Origin of the sequence: Mesonia maritima, from assembly GCF_042433895.1 — a bacterium.
GTDB classification, from domain to species: domain Bacteria; phylum Bacteroidota; class Bacteroidia; order Flavobacteriales; family Flavobacteriaceae; genus Mesonia; species Mesonia maritima.
In genome coordinates this window covers 85,463-112,194 of sequence record NZ_JBHLUA010000027.1, presented here as the reverse complement: position 1 = coordinate 112,194, position 26,732 = coordinate 85,463, and the positions used below count along the sequence as shown (strand labels likewise).

The following is a 26,732-nucleotide window of genomic DNA, read 5'->3' as shown; positions in this document are numbered from 1 at the left end:
CGTGAGAAAAAGCTAGGAGGTAATAACTTATAAGCTCTAGCTTATTTCTGAGAATCTACATGGATTTTCAGTTTCGTATGAACTTTCTAAAAGATATTTAAATCGACAAAAAAGAACTTTTAAAGGAGTTTTGTTCAACTCGACTGAATAAATATGAAATGAAAAGCCTACTGTACGAAATTGATTTATGAGATCGCATTTCACCACAGAGCTCGACCATAAAGCCAAAGAGACGTAAGCCTTTTTAGTAGCGGTTCTTGTATGTTGAGGTAAGAGAAAAACAACCGCTCTAGTTCATGGAAATCGACCGGGTAAAAGGAAGGTACTAACTTCTTTATAGGCTACTTAAGTTTAACGTTTTACTACTTTAAGGCTTTTTATAATCTGCTTTCCCATATTTTGATTTGGGATATTGGTGGTGAATACTTCAATCATTGTCTTAATTTTATTAAAAATGTTCTTTGGTTAATTCTGCATTAATCATGGCGCCGGCGAGGTTTCCATTGGCCACGGCAGTAGCCACAGAACGCATCATTGTCGAATTGTCGCCACAGGCATATATGCCCTCAATAGTTGTTTGTTGAAATTCATTGACCTTGATATGGCCGTGCTCTGTTAGTTCACAGCCTAAAGAAGCCGGTATGTCGGAATGTTGGTTGAAGGGAAATGCTGCATAAATCGCATCAAAAGCTACCTTTTCTCCATTATTGAAGACTACTTTTTGCAAATGTCCCTCTTGGTGTTCGATTGCTAAGATTTCAGTTTCGATGATAGCTATCTGATGAGCTTCCAGTTTTGCTAGTTGATCGGATTTAAAATCTGCTTTTCCGGTTGTGAGGATGCTTACATTATCAGTGAGGTTATTTACCAGTGAAGCTAAATGAAAAGCTCGCTCCCCATTCGCCATAATGCCTGTTTTCTTATTTCGGAATTCGTAGCCGTGACAATAGGGACAATGAATCATGGAAACTCCCCAGCATTCGCTGAAACCTTTGATATCAGGGATCAAGTCTTTTATTCCCGTAGCAAATAGTATTTTTTCAGCCGTAAATTTCTCTCCTGATTTAGTGGAAACAGCGAACCCGTTTTCTATCTTTTCCGCACTAAACGCAAGAGCATTAACGAAATCAACCGTCTTGTATTTTAAGACTTGTTCTTTAGCCTTTGCTGCAATTGCTGCAGGAGGTACGCCATCTTGCGTAATGAAATTATGCGAATGCGGGGTCTGTCGATTACATGGCAGGCCACTATCGATGATCAACACTTTTCGCAGGGAACGTCCTAATGCCATTGCTGCGGAGAGGCCGGCGTAACTGCCGCCTACGATAATTACTTCAAATTTGTTAGTTTTCATTAGTTTTCAGGAATAAGTGCTTCAATTTCTATTTCAATCATTATTTCAGGAAGGCCCAATTCATTTACGCCTATCCAACTTCCCGTCGGGAAATGGTCTTTGTAGATTTCGTGGCGATAGCCAGCATTTTTTTGTAGCTCGGACATACTTGTGGTATATAAATTTTCAAGTACTACATCATTAAAAGTACAATTGTAGTGCTTTAAAATTGTTTCTATACTATTGTAGCAATTTTTCATTTGTTGTTTAAAATCATCTTTACTAATTGGATTGCCTTTCTCATCAATACTGATTACCCCTCCAATTTTCACACTATTCCCAATTCTTACCGCTTGTGTATAACCGTACATTTTTTCTAAATCTGGACGCAACAGAAAATAGTCCGGCTTTTCTGATTTTAAGGTTTCGTGCAGGACTTGATTTTTGGATTCGACTGTTGTGTTGGCTTTTTGGTTGCAACTTGCCACTGTTATAAAAAATGTAGAAAGAAACAGAAATTTGAATGTTGTCAATCTTACATTTGTTCTCATAAGATTTGTTTTAAGTGTTACATTATAATGTCTCTAAATTGAGACATTTCTATTTAAATTTTTTTAAGGTGCTATCGCTTTGATATAGGAGGTCCAGGCCAGGTTCTTGATTTCCTCAAAACTTTTAGTGGTAATTTCTCGGGCGTTAATCGTACTCTCAATAATTCCTGAATGTAAAACCTGTATCCATTCCGGGGACATTGCCGGATTCACTTTTCCCTCTTTCTGTAATTCGATTATAATACGTTGAAATTGATTATAAATGTAATCGTAATCCGCACAATTCTTATTGTGGTGGGTATGTTTATGATCTTTACTTTGGTGCTGTTTATAAAAAACGGAATATTTTGCTCCGCAATCAATCCCGGCGTAAAGCATTCGCTCTAATTGGACAAGCGCATCATTGCTACTCTGAATAGCCGTTATCATTGCTTTTTTACAACTCGATTCTATCGCTTGTTTACAAACCGCCACAAGTTCATTACGATCTTTAAAGTAACGATGTAATGTTCTTCTGGTCACTTCAGCATTATCCGCAACTTTTTGTAAAGGAGCCGATAGATCTTCATTGAAGATCCTAATAGCAGATTCTATGATTCGTTTTTTTGTATCAGTCATAAGATAAAGCAAAGATAGAAATATTTCTCAAATGTGTGACATTTGTTTTAATTTTTAAATTATCAATAAACATACATCGGGTCAACTTAACATAATTGACACGTGTCTGGGCTATTCCCTGACCGGTAAAATTGTTTTTATTCAGGTCACTCACCAAGGACGTTCCGGAAAGCAAAAAAAGCGATGTATGCAAGAATGAGTGAAATCTTGTCTATAACCATAACCGATACTAATTTATTCCGGCTTGAACATCCTCTTATCCAAAAGGTGTAAATTTGTAGGTAGGCGTAAGCCTTTTAGTAGCGGTTCTTTTATGTTGAGGTAAGAGAAAAACAATCGCTCTTGACCATGAAAATCGACCGGGTAAAAGGAAGGTACTAACTTCTTTATAGGCTACTTAAGTTTAACGTTTTACTACTTTAAGGGTTTTGCTATTCTCTTTTGCGAAGAGTTTTATAAAATAAATTCCTGTTTCTAATTCGCTAATATCCATCTGTTGAAGTGCCCCTTTAAGGGTTTTAATTTTCTTTCCTTGTAAATTAAATAATTCTACTTTTTCGAGTGTTGTAGTATTAGTGAGGTATATTGTTGAGGTAGCAGGATTCGGAAAAATATGAAGTGAAGATAATTTAGAAATATTACTATATAGGCTACAGTTTTCCGCTAATGTATCTTCAGAAATATTCCAGTTTAAATTATTTATTAAAAAGTTTCGATCTTCTTCGTTGCAGTAAAAAAGATTTTTAGCGATCATACTTTTATCAGTATACCCTAAGTTTACTAATTGTCCTAACAACGCGTCATAATTTGCTCGGTCTATTCCACTATTATAAATAATTTCTAGAAAATTTACATTCTCATTAAAATTCCATGTCGAAAGATCTTGATTAAACCCGTGGGCATTAATGAAAATACCAAACATACTGGTAACATTGGAAACATCCCAATTGGATAAGGGCTGGTTAAAATCTTCGGTAACGCTAAACATATTATCCATTTTGGTGACGCTTGAAACGTTCCAATTATTTAGAGGGTGGTTAAACTTGCTGTTACTAAACAGGAAACTCATATTGGTAACATTTGAAACATTCCAGTTATCTAACGGTTGATTATAGATGGACGAGTTAAACATTTTGTCCATATTGGTAACACTGGAGACATCCCAATTATTTAAAGACTGATTAAAACTTTGGTTAGAATTAAACATCCATTCCATGGTGGTTACACTAGAAACATTCCAATTATTTAGTGGTTGATTAAAAGAATTTGCGGCTACAAACATATAGCTCATATCGGTTACGTTTGAAACGTCCCAATTGTTTAGCGGTTGATTAAAACTAGTTGTATTATAAAACATTCCCCTCATGGAAGTTACATTTGAAACATCCCAATTATTAATGGGTTGATTGAAGCTTGTAGCAGAATTAAACATCCAGTCTAACTTAGTAACCTGGCTTAGATCGGGCACATCAGTGGCGAGAATTTCTAAATTTTCGCATCCTGCAAAGGCGGCTTCCATGGATTGCCATTGATTATTTCCCCATTGTTCTACACTTAAAATCTTATTAGCATTGGGTTGATCATTATGAAAATATATCCGCGGAAAATTTCCTGAAATACTAACCGTATATATGCCGGCAGTTGAATAAGTATGGGTGACATCACCATTTACATTGGTTTGAGAATTCCCGTCTCCAAAATTGATGCTATAATTATAACCCGTTCCAGTAGTGGGAATGGTAATACTTAAATCATTAGCTGTTACTTGCCACGTCGTCATAAACTCATTTTGAGCGAAAGCAAATAAACTAGTGCTGAATACTATTAAAAAAAGGTAGAAATTTTTCATAAGTCTGGTTTTAAGCTTACTAAAGATAATGAAATTAATTTACTTGTAATCAGTTGATTAAAAATAAAAAAACCTCTAAATAATTTTATTTAGAGGTTTAGAATAGTCGCTATAAAAAGTTTTATGAAGAAGGATGTTCGTACATACGATTGTACAATTCCATATATTTTTCTTTAATTACTTTTCGTTTCATTTTCATGGTAGGGGTGAGGTGATCGTTTTCTACCGACCAAATTTCCGGTGTCAGTTCAAATTTTTTGATGCGCTCCCATTTTCCGAAGCGTTCATTATAAAAATCTACTTCTTCCTGAATTCGCTCAATAACCGATTTATTTTCTACTAAATCTTGTTTAGAATCACCCAGCTCAATTTTCTTACGTTTCGCCCAATCTTCAATGAATTCAAAATTCGGTTGAATGAATGCCGCTGGCATTTTTTCGCCTTCACCGACAACCATAATCTGATCGATAAAACGCGATTGCTTCATCGCATTTTCAATGGTTTGCGGCGCAATATATTTTCCACCGGAAGTTTTAAACATTTCTTTTTTACGATCGGTGATTTTTAAGAACCCATCGCTATCTATTTCGCCAATATCGCCCGTATGGAAATACCCCTCTTGCAATACTTCATCGGTTTTTTCTTGATCTTTGTAATAGCCTAGCATTACTTGCGGACCTTTAACCAGAATTTCGCCATCTTTTCCAATCTTAACTTCCGTCTCTGGAATTGGTTTTCCAACCGTTCCAATTTTGAACCCGTTATCGCGCATATCATTTACGGCAACCACCGGCGAAGTTTCGGTTAGTCCGTAGCCTTCCATCACGCCAATTCCCGCGGCATTAAAAACGCGTGCTAATCTGGGTTGAAGCGCGGCACTTCCTGAAGCGATTACTTTTAGGTTTCCTCCTAAGGCTTCTTCCCATTTACTGAAAATTAATTTTCGGGCGATTTTTAACCTGAATTCGTACCACCAACCATTTTGGCCGTATGGTTCATATTTTAAACCGAGTTCTACCGCCCAATAAAATAATTTCTTTTTTATTCCTGTAAGGGCTGTTCCTTTGGCGATAATTTTATCGTAAACTTTTTCCAATAAACGCGGAACGGCCGACATGACGTGTGGCTTGACTTCTTTTAAATTGTCACTGATCTTTTCTATCGATTCAGCAAAATAAATAGTTACCCCGCTATATTGATACATATAAAGTAACATTCGCTCGTAAATGTGGCAAACCGGTAAAAAGCTAATCGCTACATTGCTACCTTCATTTAAAGGCAAACGCGAAGCGCTATTTATAGCGTTACTTACAATATTTTTATGGGAAAGCATGACGCCTTTAGGTTTCCCCGTGGTACCGGAAGTGTAAATAATGGTAGCAAGATCGTCTTCTTTAATCGATTTTTTTATGTCTTCAACTTCTTGTTGATTGCTATCGTCTTCACCTAACGTTAAAAGTTCTTTCCAGTTTTTAGTGCCTTCAATTTCATCGAAAGAATAGACCTCTTCCAAACTCGGGACTTTATCTTTTATTTTTTTGACTTTAGCGAGTACTTCTTTATCGGAAACAAAGCAATATTTAGATTCGCTGTGATTCAGTACATATTCATATTCATCTTCAGAAATTGTGGGATAAATAGGTACATCTTGCGCCCCAATTTGCAGAATACCGATGTCCATTATATTCCATTCGGTTCTATTGGTAGTTGAAATAAGTGCGATGTTGTCTTTCGATTTTACGCCCATTCGCAAAAGCGCACGACTAATTTGATTAGCTTTTGCGATGTATTCTTCAGTAGAAGTACCAATCCACTCGCCATTGTATTTGGTCACAAGGGCTTTGTTAAGATTGAATTTTTCTAACTGATAATAAGGAAAATCGAATAGTCTTTTAACTTGAGTCATAAGAGCGGTCTTAATTACACTGCAAAATATAAAAATAACCGCTCATTTTGTATTAAATTTTTAAAAAAACATGCAAAAAAATAGCTAATTAACTATGATTCAGGTTAATTATTGTTTGATTCCTAAAAGTTAACTCCTATGCGTTATGCTACGGAAAAACCCTTTGGCTTTTCCCATACATTAACTACGCTATGGATTGTGATTTTTTAATTTTATGAACAGGCAACTCTCTAGTTAACCAACCACTTCTACTTGCTGTAGCAATAGCATAAGGCGTTATCCAGAAAAGACTGAAGGTATAAAATATACTGTAGGGATATGCCCAAAATGATTCTGTGAGACTATGTTTTTTAGCGAAAAATAAAGCTTGAAAACTAGAAAAAATTAAAATTCCTATAAGAGATGAGCTCAAAAATAAAAGTGGATACATACAAATAAAAAACAGCATAGATAAAACTAGGGGATAGGCTAATAAAATTTTAAACCATTGGTTTAAAAGTAAAATTCGTGTTCCTGTTTTTGAACCTTTTCTAAAATTTGTAAAGGCGAATTTTGTCATCGCAATATTTTCACGTACGTTACTACGTTCCCAGCGGATGAACATTTTGTATAAGTTTTTATAACGTTCTGGAATGTTAGTATAAACATACGCGTTGCGTTGAAATAATACTTTATAGCCTTGCTTTAAAATCATATTGGTCATTGCACGATCTTCACCAATATCTGAAGGCTGACCGTTAAAAGTTTGATAAATCCATGCTGGGAGACAATTTAAAACTGCCTCTCTTTTATACGCGGCTAAAGCGCCAGGGGTACATAAAACAGAACCTAACACACTTTGCGCAGAACGAACAAATTCGAAACTAAAAGCAAAACTCACATTAAGCATACGCGGAATGAGTGCTTTTTGATTGTTTAATACTTTTACATTTCCTGCAACCGCTCCACATTCTGAATTTACTACAAACGGGCTCGTCATATTCCGTAAAGTGTTTTTCTTTACAATAGAATCGCTGTCTACTGTTATAAAAATATCACCGGTTGACAAATGAAACCCACGGTAAAGCGCATGTCTTTTTCCTTTGTTTTTTGGTTGTTGGTAAATCGCTACGCGATCTCCTAATTCGTTTTTCGCTTTTTGCATCCAATGCCAAGTATCGTCTTTACTTCCATCATCAATAGAAATAAGTTGAACTTTTTCGCTAGGGTAGTTACTTTCAGCTAAACTTATGAGGGTTTTATACACCAATTTTCCTTCATTATAGGCAGGAACGATTATGGTACAGCTTGGTAATTCTTCATCGGAGACAGCTTTTGTGACTTTGTATTTAAAGTAAAGAATAAAAATATAGCCAAGAAAACTTAAATTAGCCGTTAATATTACTGTTCCGGCTACTACCAGTAAATTTCCCCAAAATGAATTGAGTCGGTCGATTTGAATTTCTTCAAAATACGGATGAAAAAAATAGGTTAAAAAAACGGCTCCAAACAGCAATAAAAAAGTTGCTGCCAACACCAAGGGCTTAGCGGTTGTGAATTTTTCTATGGTAGCTAAAAATGATGATTTTTCGGTAATTTCTGAATTTTGCATAGCGATTTTTGGTATCTATTTTTTTATTAATAGAAGCCAAGTTTAATGCCATTCGCTAAGGTGTTTAAAATCAATACCTAGTTAAGGGGCGTGAATTTTAAAGTGTGGAAGATTTCTACACTAGTGTGGAAATCAACATCAATTTTCTACGGTTTTTTCAGGTGTTTATTCTTTCGTTTTTTCTATAAAGAACAAAGAAAAAGGCTGTCTAAAAAGAGTAAAAAAGTTTCATTCTGAATTTATTTTCAGAATCTCATCTTACTGAAATAACAATCAGTATGAGAACCTGAATCAAGTTCAGGTTGACAGCAATAGACTTTTTAGACAACCTCTTTGAGATTTACAAGATGCTATTTTGAAAAAATTAATGTTTCTCAATCCATTTTTTAGCATTTACAAACGCGTCTAGCCAAGGGGAAACTTCATCGTTTCTATCGCTTGGATAATTTGCCCAATTCCACGTAAATGTTGAACGCTCTAAGTGGGGCATCATTACTAAATGTCTTCCGGAATCATCGGTTAAGATCGCGGTATTAAAATCGGAGCCATTCGGGTTAGCCGGATAATTCTCATAACCGTATTTTCCGACAATATTGTATTTTTCTTCCGCATACGGGAAACTAAATTTTCCTTCGCCGTGCGCAGCCCAAATTCCTAATTTGCTTCCGGCTAAACTAGAAAGCATTACCGAATTATTTTCTTGAATTTCAACCGAAGTAAAGTTACATTCGAATTTATGCGAATCGTTATGCAACATTTTTGGCTTTTCAGCATGATCTGGATTTATAAGACCTAATTCGATAAAAAGTTGACAACCATTGCAAACTCCTAAGGAAAGTGTGTCTTCGCGTTCAAAGAATTTCTTTAACGCGTTGTTCGCTTTTTCATTATATAAAAATGCGCCTGCCCAACCTTTAGCGCTTCCGAGAACATCTGAATTTGAGAACCCACCTACAGCTGCAATAAACTGAATATCTTCTAAGGTTTCGCGACCGCTAATTAAATCGGTCATATGAACATCTTTTACATCAAAACCGGCTAAATGCATAGCGCGCGCCATTTCGCGTTCAGAATTTGATCCTTTTTCACGAATAATTGCCGCTTTTATTTTTGGTTGATTCTCATTGATTTTCGGAAGTTTTCCGGTGAAATTTTTAGGGAAATTAAATTGAAGCGGTTGCTTTTTATAATTTGTAAAACGCTCTTTTGCTTTCTCTTTTCCGCTTTGTTTTTGATCTAATAAAAACGAAGTTTTATACCAAGCATCACGATAAGTCGGAATATCAAATTCAAAAGTATCCTCGTGATTTTTTAGGTTTAGTTTTCCGTCATTATTTACGTTTCCGATCTGGAAAAATTCAATGTTATTTTCGGCTAATATTTTTTCAACCGAATCATTTTTTGCCTGAAACACAATTCCGCTATTTTCATTGAATAACACTTTAGCTGAATCCTTTTCTCCTAAACTCGTCAGATCTAAATCGGCTCCTAAATTCGTATCGGCAAAACACATTTCTAAAAGCGTCGTGATTAATCCTCCGGAAGCTACATCGTGTCCCGCTAAAATTAGATACTCTTTAATAAGTTGCTGAACCGTATTAAATGTTGAAGCAAATTTTTCATCATTTTTAATCGTTGGAACCTCGGTACCAATTTTATTTAAAATTTGCGCAAAGGAAGAACCGCCTAATTTAAACGAATCTTGTGATAAATTGAGGTAATAAATATTACCGCCGTTTTTTTGTAAAACCGGTTCCACTACTTTTGTGATTTCGTTACAATTTCCGGCAGCCGAAACAATTACAGTTCCCGGCGCAATCACTTCTTTATCAGGATATTTCTGCTTCATTGAAAGCGAATCTTTTCCGGTAGGAACATTAATGCCTAAGTTCACCGCAAAATCAGATAAGCCTTTTACCGCTTCATATAAACGCGCATCTTCCCCTTCATTATTACAAGGCCACATCCAGTTTGCGGAAAGTGAAACCGATTGTAAACCTTTTTGTAAAGGAGCCCAAATTAGATTGGTTAACGACTCTGCAACCGAATTTTTAGAACCAGCAACAGGATCAATTAAAGCTGAAATAGGCGAGTGGCCAATAGAAGTTGCCACGCCTTCTTTTCCTTTATAATCTAAGGCCATTACGCCAACATTGTTTAAAGGAAGTTGAAGCGGACCAGCAGTTTGTTGTTTGGCAACTCTACCCGAAACACAACGGTCTACTTTGTTGGTTAACCAGTCTTTACAGGCTACAGCTTCTAATTGTAACAATTGAGTTACGTACTCGTAAATTTTAGTAGTATCGTAGATTAATTCAGCATAATTACGCTGAACCGTTTTATCATTCATAATGGTTTTTGGCGAACTTCCAAACATATCGGCTAGTGCCAAATCCATTGGTTTTTGTTTGCTTTTACTTCCTTCAAACGTAAATTGATGATCGCCGGTAACCTCACCAACTTCATACATGGGCGAGCGTTCTCTGTCTGCAACCTTTTTTAAGGTTTCTATGTGATCTTTACCGATCACTAAGCCCATGCGCTCTTGCGATTCGTTCCCGATTATTTCTTTAGCAGAAAGTGTAGGATCGCCAACCGGTAGTTTATCAAGGTCAATTTTTCCGCCGGTTTCTTCAACCAGTTCGCTTAAGCAATTTAAATGTCCGCCGGCACCGTGATCGTGAATAGAAATAATTGGGTTTTCATCGGCTTCTACCATTCCGCGAATAGCGTTGGCAGCTCGTTTTTGCATTTCCGGGTTAGAACGTTGAATGGCGTTTAACTCAATCCCGCTACTGAATTCTCCAGTATCTGCTGAAGAAACCGCGGCACCGCCCATCCCGATTCTATAATTTTCGCCTCCTAAAATAACGACTTGGTCATCTTTTTTAGGAATATCTTTTAAAGCTTGATCTTTTTTTCCGTAACCAATTCCCCCGGCAAGCATAATTACTTTATCATAGCCTAAAGCGCGGCTTTCCTCTTCGTGTTCAAACGTTAATACGGAACCTGAAATTAATGGCTGACCGAATTTATTACCAAAATCTGAAGCTCCGTTAGAAGCTTTTATCAAGATATCCATTGGAGTTTGGTACAACCATTTGCGTTCTTTCATCGCTTTTTCCCACGGACGTTCTTCTAAACGGCTGTAAGAGGTCATATAAACCGCGGTTCCGGCAAGGGGTAAAGATCCTTTTCCGCCGGCAAGTCTGTCGCGAATTTCTCCGCCACTTCCTGTTGCAGCACCATTGAACGGCTCTACGGTGGTTGGGAAATTATGGGTTTCCGCTTTAAGCGAAATTACCGAGTCGAAATTTTTATTTTGATAATATTCTGGAATATCGGCACGTTTTGGCGCAAATTGTTCCACCGTTGGCCCGTTTATAAAGGCAACATTATCTTTATAAGCGGAAACAATTTCATTCGGGTTTTCTTCGGAAGTTTTTCTGATGAGTTTAAATAAGGAACTCGGTTTTTCTTCTCCGTCGATTACGAACGTCCCATTGAAAATTTTGTGACGACAATGTTCTGAGTTGACTTGTGAGAAACCAAAAACTTCGGAATCGGTCAATTTTCTGCCTAATTTTTCTGCTAACTCTTCTAAATACTTTACTTCCTCTTCGTTTAACGCTAAGCCTTCTTGTTGATTATAAGCCGTGATATCTTCAATTTCTTTAATGCTTTCCGGTTCAATATGAATATCAAAAACAGCTTGATGAATTTCGTGATATTTCTGCGAAAGCATAGGGTCAAAATCTGAAAAGTCGGCAGCTACTCCGTAAAATTCTTCAATTCTAATGATTCCTTCAATTCCCATATTTTGGGTAATTTCTACAGCGTTGGTACTCCAAGGCGTAATCATCGCCGCACGTGGACCTACAAAGTCTCCTGTTAGGGTTTTTCCCTGAATTTGTTTACGATGACCAAATAGCCATTGTAATTTTTCAATCGATTCAGTAGATAATTCTTGGTGAGTTTGTACGGTGTAAACTGTTTTAGAAGGATTTCCGAAGAAGAGAATCATAGTTGGGTTGTTTGATGTTATTTAGAAAGCGCAAATTTACCGTTTTCTAGTTAATAATCCATATAAAAAAAAGCGACAATTCTGTCGCTTTTTTAAATGATTTTTTGGGCACCGCCAAAGGGTTTAATTTACCCAGACGCGCTTCGAAATGTTAAGGCGTTATCCTTAAATAGCTCATGGGTTTGCCCGCGCTAGGTGATTTCTTGAATTATTATTGAATAATCAGTTTTTTAGTGGCTGTTTTTCCATTGGATGTTAGTTGTAATAAATACAAACCACTAGAAAGATCAGCTACGGAAATTTTTTCAGTATTTTTATTGTTGTTTTCCTGAATTATTTTTCCGGTTAGATTATAAATTCTGTAGGAAAAATTCGGCGTGTTTTCTACTTGAATATTAATTTCTGTAGTTGCCGGGTTTGGAAAAATAGAAAAAGAATTTAATTCATTGTTTCCAACTGAAAGTGATTCTTCTCCAAAAATCTTAAAACTGTCTACCGTCCAGCGCGTAGCTTGTTCACCATTGGAAGTGTCATATTTAAAAGCAATATAAACTTCTCCTGAAATCGAACTAATGTCAATATTCGAAAATTCATAAACTTCTTGATTAGAGCCACCATTTGAGTGAAGCGGAATAGTAACATTGGGAACCGAAGTCCACGTGAAATTAGAAGGACTATTTCCGCCGTCATAATCAGTAGAATAGCGTAATTCTAAAGCTGAATTTCCATAAGTCGCGACGGTATAAAAACTTAATATTTCATCTTTGTAATCATCGAAATTGATGGCGTTTGTAGTAATTAACCAATCGATACTCGGGTTTTGTTGCCCTTGCGAATAAGAATTCATTTGGTAAGCTCCCGAATTATTTTCACCGTATTGCGTTAAACATTCCCAATCGCTGTCGCTTAATTCTGATACGGCTGTAAATTGAATAGTGTTACAATCGTTAAAATCTTCATCAATTAAAATATTTTCCGTAGAAAGGGTAGTTACATTTAGCGTGTTGCTCCCGGAAGAAATATTTCCCGACGGGTCAACTGCAAAAACCTGAAAACTGTAATTCGTATTTGGTGTTAAATTGTTAACCGTAGTTTGCGTAGCATTGTTTGTTTCGATTAAATTTCCATCTTGCTCTATTTGATAATTTAGCACAGCAACGTTATCGGTAGAAGCGTTCCAACTTAATTCTAAAGAATTTGTGGTAATAGATGTCGCTACTAAGTTTGTTGGAGCCGATGGCGCTTGCGTATCAGGGTTTGCATCCCAAATGGTGGTTACCCAAGCCTCATTGTCAACATACGGGTTTCTATTTCCTTGAAATAGATATGCCGCGTCATTTCTATCTTCTTCTTTTTCTGAAACAGGATCTGCATAATGCCATTCCAGTAACATCGCTAGCATCCAATCTTCAAAAACTTGGTTTGAAGTTCCATTTAAGGTAGCATCGCTTCCCGCATTAGAATTTTCCCAACCTGCGATTTGACTTTCATAGCGTGTTGCCATATAAAAATAAACTCGCGCAAGGTCACCTTTAAACTCATCTATGGGTTCGAAAACCGTTCCGTTATATGCAGAAGGATGATTGTAAGAATTATTTCCTTTTTTGGTTCCATTTTGAGAAGTAAAACTTGGATTACTAACTTCCCCATAAGGAAAATTACCTCGTTCTCCATTTACTTTTGCATCGGTAGGAAAAATATGATGCATATCGGTTACCATTGGTGAAGCATCGTTAAACCAACTTTTCGGAAAAGAATGCTCGCGGTTATAACAATAACCTTCGCCACCGTTACTTCCTGAACACTGGTCATTTCCAACTGTAAAATTATAAGGGTCGTTTCCGCTAGGATCTTCAGAATAGATATCTAAAATTGTTCCGTCTTGTTCGTAATAATCATCGATATCTGAGGTATAATAAACCGTCCATAAGTCGCCATAACTTTGCGCATTATGACCGTTTGTAATAATTGTACTGAGTTCACTTTTTAACGCGTAACCCGATAAGCCTTGCGCTGAACTGTAATAGCCCGCCGGAGCTTGCGCTTGTGAAAAAATTGTAAAACTTACACTTAAAAGGAATAAAACTTTTTTAATCATCTTTATTTTTTTTCTAATAATGCCATATAAAATCCGTCGTAACCAGAAGTGTGCGAAAAGACACTTTTTTCTTCTACGAGGCGGAAATTTTTTCCGTTTTCACTGTTTAAAAACTTTTTTACTTGCTCTTGATTTTCCGAAGGTAAAATGGAACAAGTAGCATAAACTAATTTTCCGTTTTCTTTTACTATTCTTGAATATTGTTGCAGAATTTCTTCTTGTGTTTTTCTTATTTTATCTAAAAATTCGGGCTGTAGTTTCCATTTTGCATCAGGATTCCGGCTTAAAACGCCCAATCCGCTACAAGGAGCGTCTATTAAAACGCGGTCTGCAGAATTATATAGTTTTTTAATAACTTTGGTAGAATCGATAGGACGTGTTTCAATATTATGCGCGCCGGCACGTTTTGCCCTCCGTTTTAATTCTTTTAATTTATTGTCATAAATATCTAAAGCGATAATTTGACCCTTATTTTCCATTATTGCGGCTAACTGTAAAGATTTTCCGCCAGCACCCGCACACGTATCAACCACGCGCATTCCCGGTTTAACATCTAAAAAGTCTGCAACCAATTGAGAAGAAGCATCTTGAACTTCAAACATTCCGTCTTTAAATGCCTTAGTGCTAAAAACGTTTGCTCGTTCTACCAGTTCTAGCGCATCATCATAACCCTTTACTGAAGTGGCTTCGATATTCTCTTCAGCTAAAATTCTACGAAGTTTTTGTTTATCGGTTTGCAAGGTGTTTGTTCGTAAAACTACCGGTGCTTGTTGATTTAAGGCTGAAATTTCTTTCGTCCAAATTTCTTCTCCTAATTCTTTTACCCCTAACTCGTCTAACCAATCGGGAATAGATTCTCTAAATTTTCTAATTTGCGAAAGTTCGTCGAATCTCCCTTTTATTCTTCGTGTTGGCGTATCTTCAATTTGTTTCCAGTCAGGAAGTTGAATTCCGCGAAGGGTTGCCCAAACCGCGAAAAGACGAAACGTATTCGGTCTTGAAAACGGTTCTTTTACTTCAGCAATTTCAGCATATAATCGTTTCCAGCGCACAATATCATACGTAGTTTCAGCTATAAAACTACGATCTCTCGAGCCCCAACGTTTATCTCTTTTAAGTGCTTTTGCAATTTCTTTATCGGCATACTTATTGTCATTAAATATTGCCATTAAGGTATCGATTGTTGCAAAAACTAAATTTCTATGCAAGCGCATTCTTTAAAAATTTTAGCTTGCGAAGTTAAGCAATTTAGTAGCGGAATAATATTATATTTGGAGTAAATTCTAATTCATGAATAAAGTCTACTTTCTTCTTATTTTTTCTTTTTTATCACTGTCGTGCGTGAACGTGGCAAAAAATGAAACAATAAATCACGAATTTGTTGGCGTTAAAATTGAGCCTGTTTTTAAAAACGAGGCGAGTATTCGAGCTTTAAAGGTGACACCAGATCATATTTTTTTTGCAGCCGATTCGGGAAAATTCGGCTATTTAAATACTGCCGATCATTCGTTGGCGTATTTAGGGAAAATTCAGAAGAACCAATTATATCCTGAATTTAGATCGTTGGCAAGTACTGAAGAAGCCGATTTTGTATTAAGTGTCGCCAATCCGGCTTTGCTCTATAAAGTGAATTATTTTGGGAAGCGCAAATTGGTTTATGAAGAAAAATGTGAAAAGGTTTTTTACGACTCGATGGCTTTTTGGAATAAAGATGAAGGAATTGCCATTGGAGATCCTACAAATGGGTGTTTATCTATTATAATTACACGCGATGGTGGTGAACATTGGAAGAAAATTTCTTGTGATATTTTACCAGAAGCTATAGATGGTGAAGCTGCTTTTGCGGCGAGTAATTCGAATATCGCGATTGTAGGTGATAACGTTTGGGTGATTTCCGGCGGAAGCGTTTCCAGAGTTTATTTTTCTAAAGATAAAGGCAAAACTTGGAAGGTTCAAGAAAGTCCGTTAGTCGCTGGAAAACCTTCTACAGGCGGTTATTCAATTGATTTTTACGATGAAAAAACCGGAATTATTTATGGGGGCGATTATACCGCACCTGAAAATAATTCAAAAAATAAAGCGATAACTTTAAATGGTGGAAAAACCTGGGAATTGCTTGCAGAAAATGAATATCCGGGTTATAAAAGTTGTGTAAAATTTGTACCGAATAGTGGAGGAGATGAAATTGTGGCGGTTGGTTTTACCGGAATTTCTTATTCAAATGATAAAGGTAACACGTGGAAAAAATTAAATAATGCTTCTTTTTACACCATTCATTTTATTAATGAATTTACGGCTTATGCAGCGGGAAAAGGCGGAATTTCAAAATTAACTTTTATTGAAAACGGATTAAAAAATTAATCTTTCTTTTCGCCGTATTTTTCTAATAAAATTTTGTGGAAATCGTGCTCGGCTTTTTTTAGTTTTAAAATTTTGGTGGAAGAAATTACTGTTTTTAAACGGTTTACAAATTCCTTTTTAAGCGTTACACTTTCCGATTTCATGCTTAAATATTCTTGTAATAATTCTTCTGAAGTTTCTTCATCTAGTGTATCTATAATTTCTAATCCGTTTTTTACATTACACCATTTTTCTTCATATAAAGAATCTGTTTTTCTTTCAAATTCATTGTAAATAGGCCAAAATTTTTCGGCTTCTTTAGATGATAATTCTAAGGTTTCTGTAATATAAGCGGTTTTTAGGCTTTTAATTTTCTCATCGCTATGGTCTTGGGCAAAACCAATAAACGTCCATAGTAGAAGAAATAAGCAGATTATTCTTTTCATTGTTAATCGTTTAAAAGTGAGGTCACTTCTGTGTTTTCAGTTAGGTATTCTAGAATCGCGCTTCGGTCTAAATGCTCTAATTCTTGTTGTATATTTTCTGAATTATTATCGAAAGAGAAATACAATTCTTGCGAGTCGAAATCTATTTCGTTATTATCGATATAATTTTCTATACTTACTTGATCTAACGATTCTTCAGTAGTAATTTCAGGTGAAGAAAAATTCACGATATTGAAAATAAAAACTAGAATTGCCGCCGCGGCAACAAATTTTAAAATATTCTCTTTTTTGAATAAATGAATAACTTTTCCTTTTCCTTGGGAAGAATGAGGTAAAGTTACCGTAAAATCATTAAAGTAATTTTTAGGCGTAGAAAATCCGCTATTTTTTACTTTCGAACGTACATTTTCTTCTGCTGAATTTGGAAGTTTTACGCTGAAATTATCAAAATAGTTATCGGGCGTTTTAAAGCCAGATTTTTTGTTTATATGAATTTTCTTCTTTTTCATAAACTCGATAATCGAGATTTAGCTATTATTTTTATTCTTAAATTTAGGTTGAGCTATTTTACTTATTTGACATTTTTAATCGTTAAAGGTTTGATTTTCTTTTAGAAATTTTTCCACTTTTTTTACCGCGTGATGATAATTCGATTTTAAAGCACCTTCGCTAACGTCAAGAATTTCAGCAATTTCTTTGTATTTTAATTCCTGAAAATATTTCATATTAAAAACTTGTTGTTGTTTATCCGGAAGCGTAGCGATTGCTTTTTGTAATAAGAACTGAATGCGATCACCGTCGAAATAAGGATCACTTTCAATATTATTCACCAAAAATTCTTGTAATTCTTGATTGGTAAGTTTTAGCTTTTTTGCTTTTTTATTTAGAAAAGTGATGCTTTCATTGGTAGCAATTCTGTACATCCAACTAAAAAGTTTACTTTCTCCCTTAAAATTATGAATATACCGAAAAACTTTTATAAATGTATTTTGAAGCAGATCGTTAGCATCTTCATGATTTTTTACCATATTCCGAATATGCCAATATAATCGCTCTTTGTAGAGATTAACCAACTCGTTAAAAGCGCGATCAGGATTTTTATTCTCCTGAAGCTCTTTTACAATACGCTTTTCTTCTTTGGTTAACATTTTTGAATAGTGATTTCTACACGTATAATTTATTTGATAAGTGAGATTTAAACGCGCTAAGGTAATTTATTCAAGCGATTGCATTTCTACAAGGTTTTTATACATTCCTTGTTTTGCTAACAATTCGTGGTGTTTGCCTTGTTCCACAATTTCACCACGCTGCATTACAATGATATTATCTGCATTTTGAATGGTAGAAAGTCGGTGTGCAATTACAATAGAAGTTCTATTTTTCATCATATTTTCCAGCGCTTTTTGTACTAATTTTTCACTTTCGGTATCTAAAGCAGAAGTCGCTTCATCTAAAATCATAATCGGCGGATTTTTTAATACAGCGCGCGCAATGGAAAGTCGCTGTTTTTGTCCGCCACTAAGTTTATTTCCGCTGTCGCCAACATTGGTTTCTATTCCTAGCGGTAAATCTGAAACGAATTCCCACGCATTAGCGATTTTTAAAGCTTCAATTATTTCATCATCAGATGCATTTTCTTTCCCGATTAAGATATTATTTTTTATGGTATCGTTAAATAATATGGCATCTTGAGTAACCATACCCATTAAATTTCTTAAACTTTTTTTACTGATGTCTTTAATATTTATTCCATCAATTAAAATTTCACCACGTTCAATATCATAAAATCGAGTGACTAAATTAGCAATAGTAGATTTACCACTTCCTGATTGCCCCACTAATGCAATTGTTTTTCCTTTAGGAACTTCAATATTAAAGTTTTTAAGCACATCATAATCTTCATATTGAAAGGAGAGATTTTTAATAGAAACTCCTTTTTCAAAAGTTTCTTTTACAATAGCATTTTCCTTATCACGAATCGAATTTTCGGTTTCTAAAACGCTTACTACACGTTCTGCTGCGGCATTTCCTTTTTTAACTCCGTAAGAAGCTTTGCTAATAGCTTTTGCCGGTGTGAGAATTTGATAAGCCAAGCCCATAAATGTAATAAAAGAAGTTCCGTCTAAAGAACCTTCTAAAAGTACCATTCTGCCTCCATACCAAAGTAATACCGCAATTACAGTAATTCCTAAAAATTCACTTACGGGAGAGGCTAAGTTTTTTCGGTGCATTAATTCGTTAGAAAAATCGGCATGTCTTTTCGTAGATTGCTGAAAAACACCGCTGAACCTTCCTTCAGCATTAAAAGCCTTAATTATTTTTAAGCCCGAAAGTGTTTCTTCTAAGGTAGAGAGAATGTAGCCGTTTTCGCGTTGGACTCTATCAGATTGTTTTTTTAATTTTTTACCGATTAAAGAAATAATGTAACCTGAAATGGGTATGAAAACGAAAACAAAAAGTGTTAATTTAGGACTGATTAAAACCATTCCTCCAATTGTAAAAATGATGGTTAAAGGTTCTTTTACAATTAATTCTAAAATAGCTAAAAATGAATTCTGAACTTCTTGAACATCAGAAGTCATTCTCGCAATAATATCTCCTTTTCGTTTTTCTGAATAAAAAGCAATTGGAAGCTCTATAATTTTTTGGTATAATTTATCGCGAATATCTTTTAAAACCCCATTTCTTAAAAAAGCGATAAAATAAAGCCCCATATAATTAAAAAGGTTTTTTAAAAGAAATAAACTAATAATGATTGCAATTAAAATACTTAATGTAAAAACTTGTCCTTTTTCTGCGGAAGTAGTCGTAATGTAATAATTAGAATAACTATTAAAAAAATCTCCCAAATGCATTAAGCCTTTATATTCCGGCACTTCAGTTAGCGGTTTGGCTTTACCAAACATTACTTTTAGCATCGGGATAAGCGCAATCATAGAAAGCGTACTGAATAACGCGTAAAATATATTTGCAAAAATGTTTAAAAACGCGTACCTCTTATAAGGAAGTACAAAAGGATATATTTTTTTAATGTATTTCATTTACATTATTCTTTAAAGTCTAAATAGGAAAGTACCGAATCGATTTTGGCTTCCAGTTGTTGTTTTATTTTTTTATGGTCTTTTTGATCGATTAAATCGCTTCTTGTGCTGATATAAAATTTAATTTTCGGTTCGGTTCCGCTTGGTCTCGCCGCTATTTTGGTGCCATCTTCCAAATAAAAAATTAATACATTCGATTTTGGAATAGCAAGATCACTTTGTGTATTTAAAAGAACGTCATTTGCTTTAGAAGTATGATAATCTTCAATTCGAATTACTTTTACATCATTAAAAAGTTGTGGCGGATTTTCACGAAGATTAATCATCATTTTATTAATTTCTTCGGCGCCCGTAATTCCTTTTTTAACAATTGAAATTAATTTTTCTTGATAGTAGCCGTGTTTTTCATATAAACCGTAAAGCTCTTTTAAAAGCGTGCTATTTTTTTCTTTGGCTTGCGAGGCAATTTCACAAGCGAGTAGGGTAGCGGTAACCGCGTCTTTATCACGAACAAAATCGCCAACCATAAACCCGAAACTTTCTTCGCCGCCACCAATGAAATGTTGCTCCGGAAAATCTTTAATCATTTTGGCAATCCATTTAAAACCGGTTAAGCCTAATTTGCATTCCACTTGGTAATGTTCTGCCAATTTTTCCATCATTGGAGTAGAAACAATAGTAGAAGCGATAAATTCATTTCCTTTAAAACCTTTTTCTTTTTGATAGTTTTTCAGTAGAAAATCGGTCATTAAAACCATGGTTTGATTTCCGTTGAGTAAAACCATATTATTATTCGTATCGCGAACAGCAATACCTAAACGATCGCAGTCCGGATCGGTGCCAATTACGATATCTGCATTTTCTTTTTCAGCAATTTCTAACGCAATTTTTAATGCTTCCGGTTCTTCGGGATTCGGAGATTTTACCGTTGGGAAATCTCCGTTTGGTTCCGCTTGTTTTTCAACTACGTGAACATTTTTATATCCTGCTTTTTCTAGAACCTTCGGAATTAATGTAATGGAAGTTCCGTGAAGTGATGTAAAAACGATTTTTAAATTTTTTCTCGCTTCCGCGGAAGTGTTAAATGTTCCGTTTTTTAAGGACGCTTCAATAAATTTTTGGTCGATTTCTTCATCGATAAAATGAATTAAATCTGTATTTGCTTCAAAATTAATTTGGTGATATTCTAAGGCGTTTATTTCCTGAATAATTTCAGCATCTTGTGGTGGAACTAATTGTCCGCCATCTTTCCAATAAACTTTGTACCCGTTATATTCCGGTGGATTGTGACTTGCGGTAAGTACAATTCCGCATTGGCAATTTAATTCTTTTACGGTAAAAGAAAGTTCTGGTGTTGGGCGTAATTCACTAAAAAGATAAACCTGAATTCCGTTAGCCGAAAAAACATTGGCAACGATTTGTGCTAATTCTTTACTATTATGTCTGCAATCGTAAGCGATTGCTACTTTTAAATCTTCAGTAGGAAAAACTTTTTTTAAATAATTTGAAATTCCCTGCGTGTTTTTTCCAAGTGTGTATTTATTTATTCGGTTGGTCCCGACGCCCATAATACCACGCATTCCACCAGTTCCGAAAGCTAAATTTTTATAAAAACTATCTTGAAGTTCGTTTACATCATTTTCAATTAACGCTTGAACTTCCTGTTGGGTATTGCTGTCGAATACATCAGAAAGCCAGTGTTTCGCTTTCACTAAAATATCTTCCATGTTGAGTTTTTCAAAAAATAAAATACAAAATTACGGATAAAATGAGAGTCCGCATCAAGAATTTAAGGTTTTACTTATTTTATAGCGCTCAGGATTTTTTTGCGTTCGTAAAATAAGTTCCCCTAGAAAACCGGCTAAAAATAATAAAGTACCTAAAATCATAACCGTTAGCGCGATAAAAAACCACGGATTATCGGTTACTAAAATATCTGGAATGTGATGCCAGAGTTTATAAAGTTTTGAAATACCAATCCATCCGGCAGAAACAAACCCCACTAAAAACATCATTACGCCTAGCGAACCGAATAAATGCATGGGGCGCTTGGCGAAACGTGATAAAAACCAAATAGTAATGAGGTCGAGAAAACCAAAAATAAAACGTTCCGCTCCAAATTTTGTGGTTCCGTATTTTCGCGCTTGGTGTTGAACTACTTTTTCATCAATATGATGATATCCGGCATTTTTAGCTAAAACCGGAATGTAGCGGTGCATTTCCCCGTAAACATCAATATCTTTTACGACGGAATTTTTGTAGGCTTTAAGTCCGCAGTTAAAATCATGCAATTTTAAGCCGGAAGTTTTCCGCGCCGCGGCGTTAAATAATTTTGAAGGAAGGTTTTTTGATAATACAGAGTCGTATCGTTTTTTCTTCCAACCGGAAATTAGATCGTAGTTTTCTTCGTGAATAAGTCGGTATAATTCCGGGATTTCTTCGGGACTATCTTGCAAATCGGCATCCATTGTAATCACAACTTCACCTTCAGCAATTTTAAAACCGGCGTGCAACGCTTGCGATTTGCCGTAATTTTTTCTGAAGTGAATTCCTTTTACCGCTTGGTTTTCTTGGGCAAGTTTTTCGATAATTTGCCAAGAATTATCGCTGCTTCCGTCATCGATAAAGATGATTTCATAAAAAAAAGAATTGGATTGCATTACATCTACAATCCAATTATATAATTCGGGTAAAGATTGTTCTTCGTTAAGAAGTGGAATTACAATAGATAATTGCATAAGCCTTAGTGAGTGGTTTCTTTTTCTCTAAAAATAAGTGCAATCAATAAACCAATAACGCTATAAAAAGCTAAACTGAATGCAAAACCAATAGCTTGATTTTTTAAAGAAAATTGATTTTGTTTTCCCATTTCTTCAATAGCTTTATCAATCTGATCTTGTGGTGCGCCAAAACTTTCCATCATAGAACGACTCATTTCCATCGCTTTTTCTAATACATATTGTGCAGCTTCCGGATCTATAAAGTTGAAAAGAACGTAACTTACAATATGATAGATTAAAAGTCCTATTAATACAACTAAAAAATAAGCTGTGAATGAATTTTTATAAGTGAAAAGAGAATCGCATTTCTTTTTGCTTTTTGCCATCGCCATAATGGCGATAATTAGTACGGCTGCAAATTCGAAAAGTCTAATCCACCATTTTGTAAGCATTTCTAAACTAAATGCATAAAGCAGAATTAAAAATACAGTTAAAACAACTCCTAAGGTTAAGCCATATGAAGAAGCGGTAGATTTTACGGTTGATTGGTTTTCCATGATATTTTCAAATTAATTGGTTGGTTAGTAAGTATACAAATATAGTAAAAGGTTACAAGTAGGAGTGAAATTTTTAAAAATGGAGATACAAAATTACCAAGTAATGGGTAGTTATAAATTTAAAAAATAGCTTTACATTTATAATTGTTTAACTACCAATTCTTTACTTATGAGAAAAAATATGTTATTATTTGTTGTCGCTGTCGCTTTTATTTTTTCAGCGAAAGCCCAACAGGAGACTTATTCGGCACATTATAAAACGGATCTTTATATGAATTTGAAAAACTTACAAATTTCTAAAGATTCGTTAGATGATAACATTACCGAAGCGATTTTAAAAGAAATTCAACATCAGTCTATTAAAGTTTCTACGTTTGAAAAATATGTAACGGCAAATAAAAATTATATGATGATAAAAACGGTTTATCCATCGTATAATCAACAAACTAAAAAAACGGTATTAGACAGTACAATTTTAAAAATCGATAAACGGAACCATCTTCTTTATAATGAAAAAGAAAATAAATTTTACCAATTAGCTTCTTCTGAAGTTATTAATAAAGGAAATATAATTGAATTGATTTATAATAATAAGCATTCGTACAGTTACAAAGACCCAGAAATTCCGAATGAAATAATGCCAATTTTTAGTAATAATTTAGAAGAAAATGGAGGCGTTACGGTTTTTATTGGCGAAAATGTCGTTTCTCGTTTACAAAATTGGGAAGTGAATGCAGAAAATTTAGATTTTTCACGTTTATTTGAAAATGTTTCTGAAGGCAAAAGTTTAGCGTCTATTAGCATGTTTTAAAAACCTTCAAAAAAAGATAATAAAATACTTGTTTTATTATATGAATTATTTAAATTTGCAACTCGAAAAAATCATAAGATTTAAAGTTTAAGACGATGAAACAAGGAATACATCCAGAGAATTATAGAGTAGTAGCTTTTAAAGATATGTCTAATGATGAAATATTTTTAACTAAATCTACTGTAAATACAAAAGAATCTATTGAAGTTGAAGGTAAAGAATATCCTTTAGTAAAATTAGAAATTTCAAGATCTTCTCACCCGTTCTATACAGGTAAGACAAAATTAGTAGATTCTGCAGGACGTATCGACAAGTTTAAAAATAAATACGCGAAGTTTAAGAAAAAATAAACTTCTTGAATGTATATAAAAAAACCTCTAAATTATTTTAGAGGTTTTTTTATGCTCAAATTTTATCCATAAAAAAACCTGAAGAAATTTCTTCAGGCTTTTTTTATAATTAAGGATAAACCTTATTCTTTATTAATAATTTTATTTAAAGTTTTGCTTGCGCGCATTTCTTTGTAAACAAGCGCCTCTTCTGGTTTGTAATAACCTTTAATATCTACAGGACTTCCTTGAGCGTCATTCAATTCTTGAATAATTTGCTTTTCGTTTTCTTCCATCGCTTTTGCAATTTCAGAAAATTCGGCTTGTAAATCTTTATCTTTTTGTTGAGCCGCAAGTGCTTGTGCCCAATATAACGCTAAATAAAAATGACTTCCTCTGTTGTCAAGTTCATTCACTTTTCTGGAAGGCGATTTTCTATTATCTAAAAATTTATCTGTTGCGTCATCTAGTGTTTCAGATAAAACTAAAGCTTTTTTATTATCGTACTTTTTACCTAAATGTTCCAACGAAACAGAAAGTGCTAAAAATTCACCTAACGAATCCCAACGTAAATGGCCTTCTTTTAAAAACTGCTGAATATGTTTTGGTGCAGAACCACCGGCTCCGGTTTCAAATAATCCACCGCCATTCATCAACGGAACAATAGAAAGCATTTTTGCACTCGTTCCTAATTCTAAAATAGGGAAGAGGTCGGTTAAATAATCACGCAGTACATTTCCGGTTACCGAAATTGTGTTTTCACCTTTTCTTACACGATCTAACGTATAAGTTGTAGCTTTTTCGGTAGACATAATTTTTATATCTAAACCATCTGTATTGTGATCTTTTAAATAAGTATTCACTTTTTTAATTAATTCGGCATCGTGGGCGCGTTCTTCATCTAACCAAAATACGGTTGGCCAACCAGTTTCTCTAGCTCTGTTTACCGCTAATTTTACCCAATCTTGAATTGGCGCATCTTTTACTTGACACATTCTCCAGATGTCGCCTTCTTCGACGTTGTGTTCAATTAAAACGTTTCCTTCATTATCAACAACTTGAACCGTTCCGTTTTCTGAAATTTCAAACGTTTTATCATGCGAACCATATTCTTCTGCTTTTTGAGCCATTAAGCCCACATTAGGAACCGTTCCCATGGTTGTAGGGTCAAAAGCGCCGTGTTTTTTACAGAAATCAATCGTCGCTTGGTATAATCCCGCATAACTGCTATCAGGAATTACGGCTTTTACATCTTGTGTTTCGTTATTCTTATTCCACATTTGCCCGGAAGTTCTAATCATTGCCGGCATAGAAGCATCAATAATTACATCACTTGGCACGTGTAAGTTGGTAATTCCTTTATCTGAATTTACCATCGCAATATCAGGACCGTTTTCTAAACCATTCTGAATATCGCTTTCAATCGCATTTCTTTTTTCTTCCGGTAAGTTACCGATTGCCGTTAAAACATCGCCTAAACCACTGTTAGGATCTCCGCCGGCTTCTTGAATTTCTTTTCCGTATTTATCGAATACATCTTGAAAAAATACTTTTACCGCATGACCGAAAATAATAGGATCTGAAACTTTCATCATTGTCGCTTTCATATGAAGCGAAAACAGAATTCCTTGGTCTTTTGCGTCTTTAATTTGTTCTCGTAAGAATTTAATTAACGCTTTTTTACTTAAAAATGTACCGTCGATTACTTCGCCTTTTAACAGGGAAATATTTTCTTTTAGTTTTGTAGTGTTTCCTTCAGAATTTTTTAGTTGAATGGAAACTTTACAATCTTTATCGATCGTAACTGATTTCTCGTTCGCTCTAAAATCTCCTTTTTCCATCGTCGCCACGTGAGATTTAGAGTCGCTGCTCCATTTTCCCATTCTGTGCGGATTCTTTTTTGCGTAATTCTTTACCGCTTTTGGAGCTCGTCTATCAGAATTTCCTTCTCTTAATACAGGATTTACCGCGCTACCTTTTACTTTATCGTAGGTAGCTTGAATTTCTTTTTCTTCAGCGGTTTTTGGTTCATCTGGATAATCGGGTAATTTATAACCTTTAGCTTGTAATTCTGTAATAGCTGCTCTTAACTGCGGAATTGAAGCACTAATATTTGGAAGCTTTATAATATTAGCTTCTGGTTTTTTAGCCAATTCACCTAATTGAGCCAAAGCATCTTCTTGTCTTTGATCTTCCGTAAGCACGTGTGGAAACACTGCTAAAATTCTTCCTGCAAGTGAAATATCTTTTGTTTCTATGTTTATTCCAGAAGAAGCTGTAAACGATTCTATGATGGGTAGAAGTGAGTGCGTTGCTAAATAAGGAGCTTCATCGGTTTTGGTGTAGATAATTTTTTCTTTATCAGCCATTTTTTGGTTTGTTTTAAGCGTTAAAATTTTAGTTATCTTATAGAATAACTTTTCTTCATTGATTCACAAATATACTAAAAGAGAAGGGTTTTTTTGATGCAGAAAATATTAGAAATCTGTTAATATAAAAGAATTTTTTACAAACTATA

Annotated in this window: 20 protein-coding genes; 3 read left to right on the top strand and 17 right to left on the bottom strand. The window is 34.8% G+C overall.

What is annotated here, in order from left to right; all coding sequences use genetic code 11:
• Nucleotides 1-448: 448 nt before the first annotated feature.
• From ACFFGL_RS14165 to ACFFGL_RS14125, 9 genes are all read right to left on the bottom strand, one after another.
• On the bottom strand, nucleotides 449-1,354 hold the full coding sequence (locus tag ACFFGL_RS14165) for an NAD(P)/FAD-dependent oxidoreductase (RefSeq protein WP_309727704.1): 906 nt from the start codon (nucleotides 1,352-1,354) through the stop codon (nucleotides 449-451).
• The gene (locus tag ACFFGL_RS14160) at nucleotides 1,354-1,884 is read right to left on the bottom strand and encodes a RidA family protein (protein ID WP_309727703.1); all 531 of its coding nucleotides are present in this window, start codon (nucleotides 1,882-1,884) and stop codon (nucleotides 1,354-1,356) included. The genes ACFFGL_RS14165 and ACFFGL_RS14160 overlap by 1 nt, the downstream gene beginning before the upstream one ends.
• A gap of 63 nt (nucleotides 1,885-1,947) precedes the next feature.
• Complete coding sequence (locus ACFFGL_RS14155; RefSeq protein ID WP_309727702.1) at nucleotides 1,948-2,502, bottom strand: TetR/AcrR family transcriptional regulator; 555 nt, start codon at nucleotides 2,500-2,502, stop codon at nucleotides 1,948-1,950.
• A 403-nt stretch (nucleotides 2,503-2,905) separates the two neighbouring features.
• Nucleotides 2,906-4,351: a BspA family leucine-rich repeat surface protein gene (locus ACFFGL_RS14150; protein ID WP_309727701.1), complete on the bottom strand. Its 1,446-nt coding sequence runs from the start codon at nucleotides 4,349-4,351 to the stop codon at nucleotides 2,906-2,908.
• Between the two features lie 121 nt (nucleotides 4,352-4,472).
• A complete protein-coding gene (locus ACFFGL_RS14145; protein WP_309727700.1) occupies nucleotides 4,473-6,257 on the bottom strand; it encodes an AMP-dependent synthetase/ligase in 1,785 nt (594 codons plus the stop codon).
• A gap of 184 nt (nucleotides 6,258-6,441) precedes the next feature.
• Entirely contained in the window at nucleotides 6,442-7,848 is a 1,407-nt protein-coding gene (locus ACFFGL_RS14140) for a glycosyltransferase (RefSeq protein ID WP_309727699.1), read from the bottom strand.
• A gap of 364 nt (nucleotides 7,849-8,212) precedes the next feature.
• Nucleotides 8,213-11,872 carry a phosphoribosylformylglycinamidine synthase gene (gene purL, locus ACFFGL_RS14135; protein WP_309727698.1) on the bottom strand — a complete coding sequence of 1,220 codons (3,660 nt, stop codon included), beginning with the start codon at nucleotides 11,870-11,872 and terminating at the stop codon, nucleotides 8,213-8,215.
• Between the two features lie 211 nt (nucleotides 11,873-12,083).
• Entirely contained in the window at nucleotides 12,084-13,970 is a 1,887-nt protein-coding gene (locus tag ACFFGL_RS14130; RefSeq protein WP_309727697.1) for an endonuclease, read from the bottom strand.
• Nucleotides 13,971-13,972: 2 nt separating this feature from the next.
• Nucleotides 13,973-15,184 (bottom strand): RsmB/NOP family class I SAM-dependent RNA methyltransferase, encoded by a 1,212-nt coding sequence (locus ACFFGL_RS14125; RefSeq protein ID WP_309727696.1) that lies wholly within the window; start codon nucleotides 15,182-15,184, stop codon nucleotides 13,973-13,975.
• A 76-nt stretch (nucleotides 15,185-15,260) separates the two neighbouring features.
• Between ACFFGL_RS14125 and ACFFGL_RS14120 the strand changes: the two genes are divergently transcribed.
• Complete coding sequence (locus ACFFGL_RS14120) at nucleotides 15,261-16,331, top strand: WD40/YVTN/BNR-like repeat-containing protein (RefSeq protein WP_309727695.1); 1,071 nt, start codon at nucleotides 15,261-15,263, stop codon at nucleotides 16,329-16,331.
• Here the strand turns inward: ACFFGL_RS14120 and ACFFGL_RS14115 are convergent.
• From ACFFGL_RS14115 to ACFFGL_RS14085, 7 genes are all read right to left on the bottom strand, one after another.
• A complete protein-coding gene (locus ACFFGL_RS14115) occupies nucleotides 16,328-16,756 on the bottom strand; it encodes a hypothetical protein (RefSeq protein WP_309727694.1) in 429 nt (142 codons plus the stop codon). The two genes, ACFFGL_RS14120 and ACFFGL_RS14115, sit on opposite strands and share 4 nt — an antisense overlap.
• Nucleotides 16,757-16,758: 2 nt before the next feature.
• A complete protein-coding gene (locus ACFFGL_RS14110) occupies nucleotides 16,759-17,265 on the bottom strand; it encodes a hypothetical protein (RefSeq protein ID WP_309727693.1) in 507 nt (168 codons plus the stop codon).
• Nucleotides 17,266-17,340: 75 nt separating this feature from the next.
• Nucleotides 17,341-17,904, bottom strand: coding sequence for an RNA polymerase sigma factor (locus ACFFGL_RS14105; protein ID WP_309727692.1), 564 nt, complete (start codon nucleotides 17,902-17,904; stop codon nucleotides 17,341-17,343).
• A gap of 66 nt (nucleotides 17,905-17,970) precedes the next feature.
• Entirely contained in the window at nucleotides 17,971-19,797 is a 1,827-nt protein-coding gene (locus ACFFGL_RS14100; protein WP_309727691.1) for an ABC transporter ATP-binding protein, read from the bottom strand.
• A 5-nt stretch (nucleotides 19,798-19,802) separates the two neighbouring features.
• Nucleotides 19,803-21,524: a phospho-sugar mutase gene (locus ACFFGL_RS14095; protein WP_309727690.1), complete on the bottom strand. Its 1,722-nt coding sequence runs from the start codon at nucleotides 21,522-21,524 to the stop codon at nucleotides 19,803-19,805.
• A gap of 54 nt (nucleotides 21,525-21,578) precedes the next feature.
• On the bottom strand, nucleotides 21,579-22,535 hold the full coding sequence (locus ACFFGL_RS14090) for a glycosyltransferase family 2 protein (protein ID WP_309727689.1): 957 nt from the start codon (nucleotides 22,533-22,535) through the stop codon (nucleotides 21,579-21,581).
• Nucleotides 22,536-22,540: 5 nt separating this feature from the next.
• Nucleotides 22,541-23,074, bottom strand: coding sequence for a DUF4199 domain-containing protein (locus ACFFGL_RS14085; protein WP_309727688.1), 534 nt, complete (start codon nucleotides 23,072-23,074; stop codon nucleotides 22,541-22,543).
• A 271-nt stretch (nucleotides 23,075-23,345) separates the two neighbouring features.
• Here ACFFGL_RS14085 and ACFFGL_RS14080 point away from each other — a divergent pair, with 271 nt between their 5' ends.
• Both ACFFGL_RS14080 and ACFFGL_RS14075 read left to right on the top strand, forming a co-directional pair.
• Entirely contained in the window at nucleotides 23,346-23,885 is a 540-nt protein-coding gene (locus ACFFGL_RS14080; protein ID WP_309727687.1) for a hypothetical protein, read from the top strand.
• 95 nt (nucleotides 23,886-23,980) lie between these two features.
• Nucleotides 23,981-24,235: a type B 50S ribosomal protein L31 gene (locus ACFFGL_RS14075; protein WP_121665725.1), complete on the top strand. Its 255-nt coding sequence runs from the start codon at nucleotides 23,981-23,983 to the stop codon at nucleotides 24,233-24,235.
• Between the two features lie 122 nt (nucleotides 24,236-24,357).
• Here the strand turns inward: ACFFGL_RS14075 and ACFFGL_RS14070 are convergent, their stop codons facing one another.
• On the bottom strand, nucleotides 24,358-26,583 hold the full coding sequence (locus ACFFGL_RS14070; RefSeq protein WP_309727686.1) for an NADP-dependent isocitrate dehydrogenase: 2,226 nt from the start codon (nucleotides 26,581-26,583) through the stop codon (nucleotides 24,358-24,360).
• Between the last annotated feature and the right edge of the window lie 149 nt (nucleotides 26,584-26,732).

What these genes read in the sequence shown, in the direction of transcription:
- ACFFGL_RS14125 (WP_309727696.1), bottom strand. Translation starts at nt 15,184, where the DNA reads ATGCGCTTGCATAGAAATTTAGTTTTTGCAACAATCGATACCTTAATG.
- ACFFGL_RS14085 (WP_309727688.1), bottom strand. Translation starts at nt 23,074, where the DNA reads ATGGAAAACCAATCAACCGTAAAATCTACCGCTTCTTCATATGGCTTA.
- ACFFGL_RS14165 (WP_309727704.1), bottom strand. Translation starts at nt 1,354, where the DNA reads ATGAAAACTAACAAATTTGAAGTAATTATCGTAGGCGGCAGTTACGCC.
- ACFFGL_RS14160 (WP_309727703.1), bottom strand. Translation starts at nt 1,884, where the DNA reads ATGAGAACAAATGTAAGATTGACAACATTCAAATTTCTGTTTCTTTCT.
- ACFFGL_RS14070 (WP_309727686.1), bottom strand. Translation starts at nt 26,583, where the DNA reads ATGGCTGATAAAGAAAAAATTATCTACACCAAAACCGATGAAGCTCCT.
- ACFFGL_RS14150 (WP_309727701.1), bottom strand. Translation starts at nt 4,351, where the DNA reads ATGAAAAATTTCTACCTTTTTTTAATAGTATTCAGCACTAGTTTATTT.
- ACFFGL_RS14130 (WP_309727697.1), bottom strand. Translation starts at nt 13,970, where the DNA reads ATGATTAAAAAAGTTTTATTCCTTTTAAGTGTAAGTTTTACAATTTTT.
- ACFFGL_RS14110 (WP_309727693.1), bottom strand. Translation starts at nt 17,265, where the DNA reads ATGAAAAAGAAGAAAATTCATATAAACAAAAAATCTGGCTTTAAAACG.
- ACFFGL_RS14140 (WP_309727699.1), bottom strand. Translation starts at nt 7,848, where the DNA reads ATGCAAAATTCAGAAATTACCGAAAAATCATCATTTTTAGCTACCATA.
- purL (WP_309727698.1), bottom strand. Translation starts at nt 11,872, where the DNA reads ATGATTCTCTTCTTCGGAAATCCTTCTAAAACAGTTTACACCGTACAA.
- ACFFGL_RS14080 (WP_309727687.1), top strand. Translation starts at nt 23,346, where the DNA reads ATGAATTTGAAAAACTTACAAATTTCTAAAGATTCGTTAGATGATAAC.
- ACFFGL_RS14090 (WP_309727689.1), bottom strand. Translation starts at nt 22,535, where the DNA reads ATGCAATTATCTATTGTAATTCCACTTCTTAACGAAGAACAATCTTTA.
- ACFFGL_RS14095 (WP_309727690.1), bottom strand. Translation starts at nt 21,524, where the DNA reads ATGGAAGATATTTTAGTGAAAGCGAAACACTGGCTTTCTGATGTATTC.
- ACFFGL_RS14120 (WP_309727695.1), top strand. Translation starts at nt 15,261, where the DNA reads ATGAATAAAGTCTACTTTCTTCTTATTTTTTCTTTTTTATCACTGTCG.
- ACFFGL_RS14105 (WP_309727692.1), bottom strand. Translation starts at nt 17,904, where the DNA reads ATGTTAACCAAAGAAGAAAAGCGTATTGTAAAAGAGCTTCAGGAGAAT.
- ACFFGL_RS14155 (WP_309727702.1), bottom strand. Translation starts at nt 2,502, where the DNA reads ATGACTGATACAAAAAAACGAATCATAGAATCTGCTATTAGGATCTTC.
- ACFFGL_RS14075 (WP_121665725.1), top strand. Translation starts at nt 23,981, where the DNA reads ATGAAACAAGGAATACATCCAGAGAATTATAGAGTAGTAGCTTTTAAA.
- ACFFGL_RS14145 (WP_309727700.1), bottom strand. Translation starts at nt 6,257, where the DNA reads ATGACTCAAGTTAAAAGACTATTCGATTTTCCTTATTATCAGTTAGAA.
- ACFFGL_RS14100 (WP_309727691.1), bottom strand. Translation starts at nt 19,797, where the DNA reads ATGAAATACATTAAAAAAATATATCCTTTTGTACTTCCTTATAAGAGG.
- ACFFGL_RS14115 (WP_309727694.1), bottom strand. Translation starts at nt 16,756, where the DNA reads ATGAAAAGAATAATCTGCTTATTTCTTCTACTATGGACGTTTATTGGT.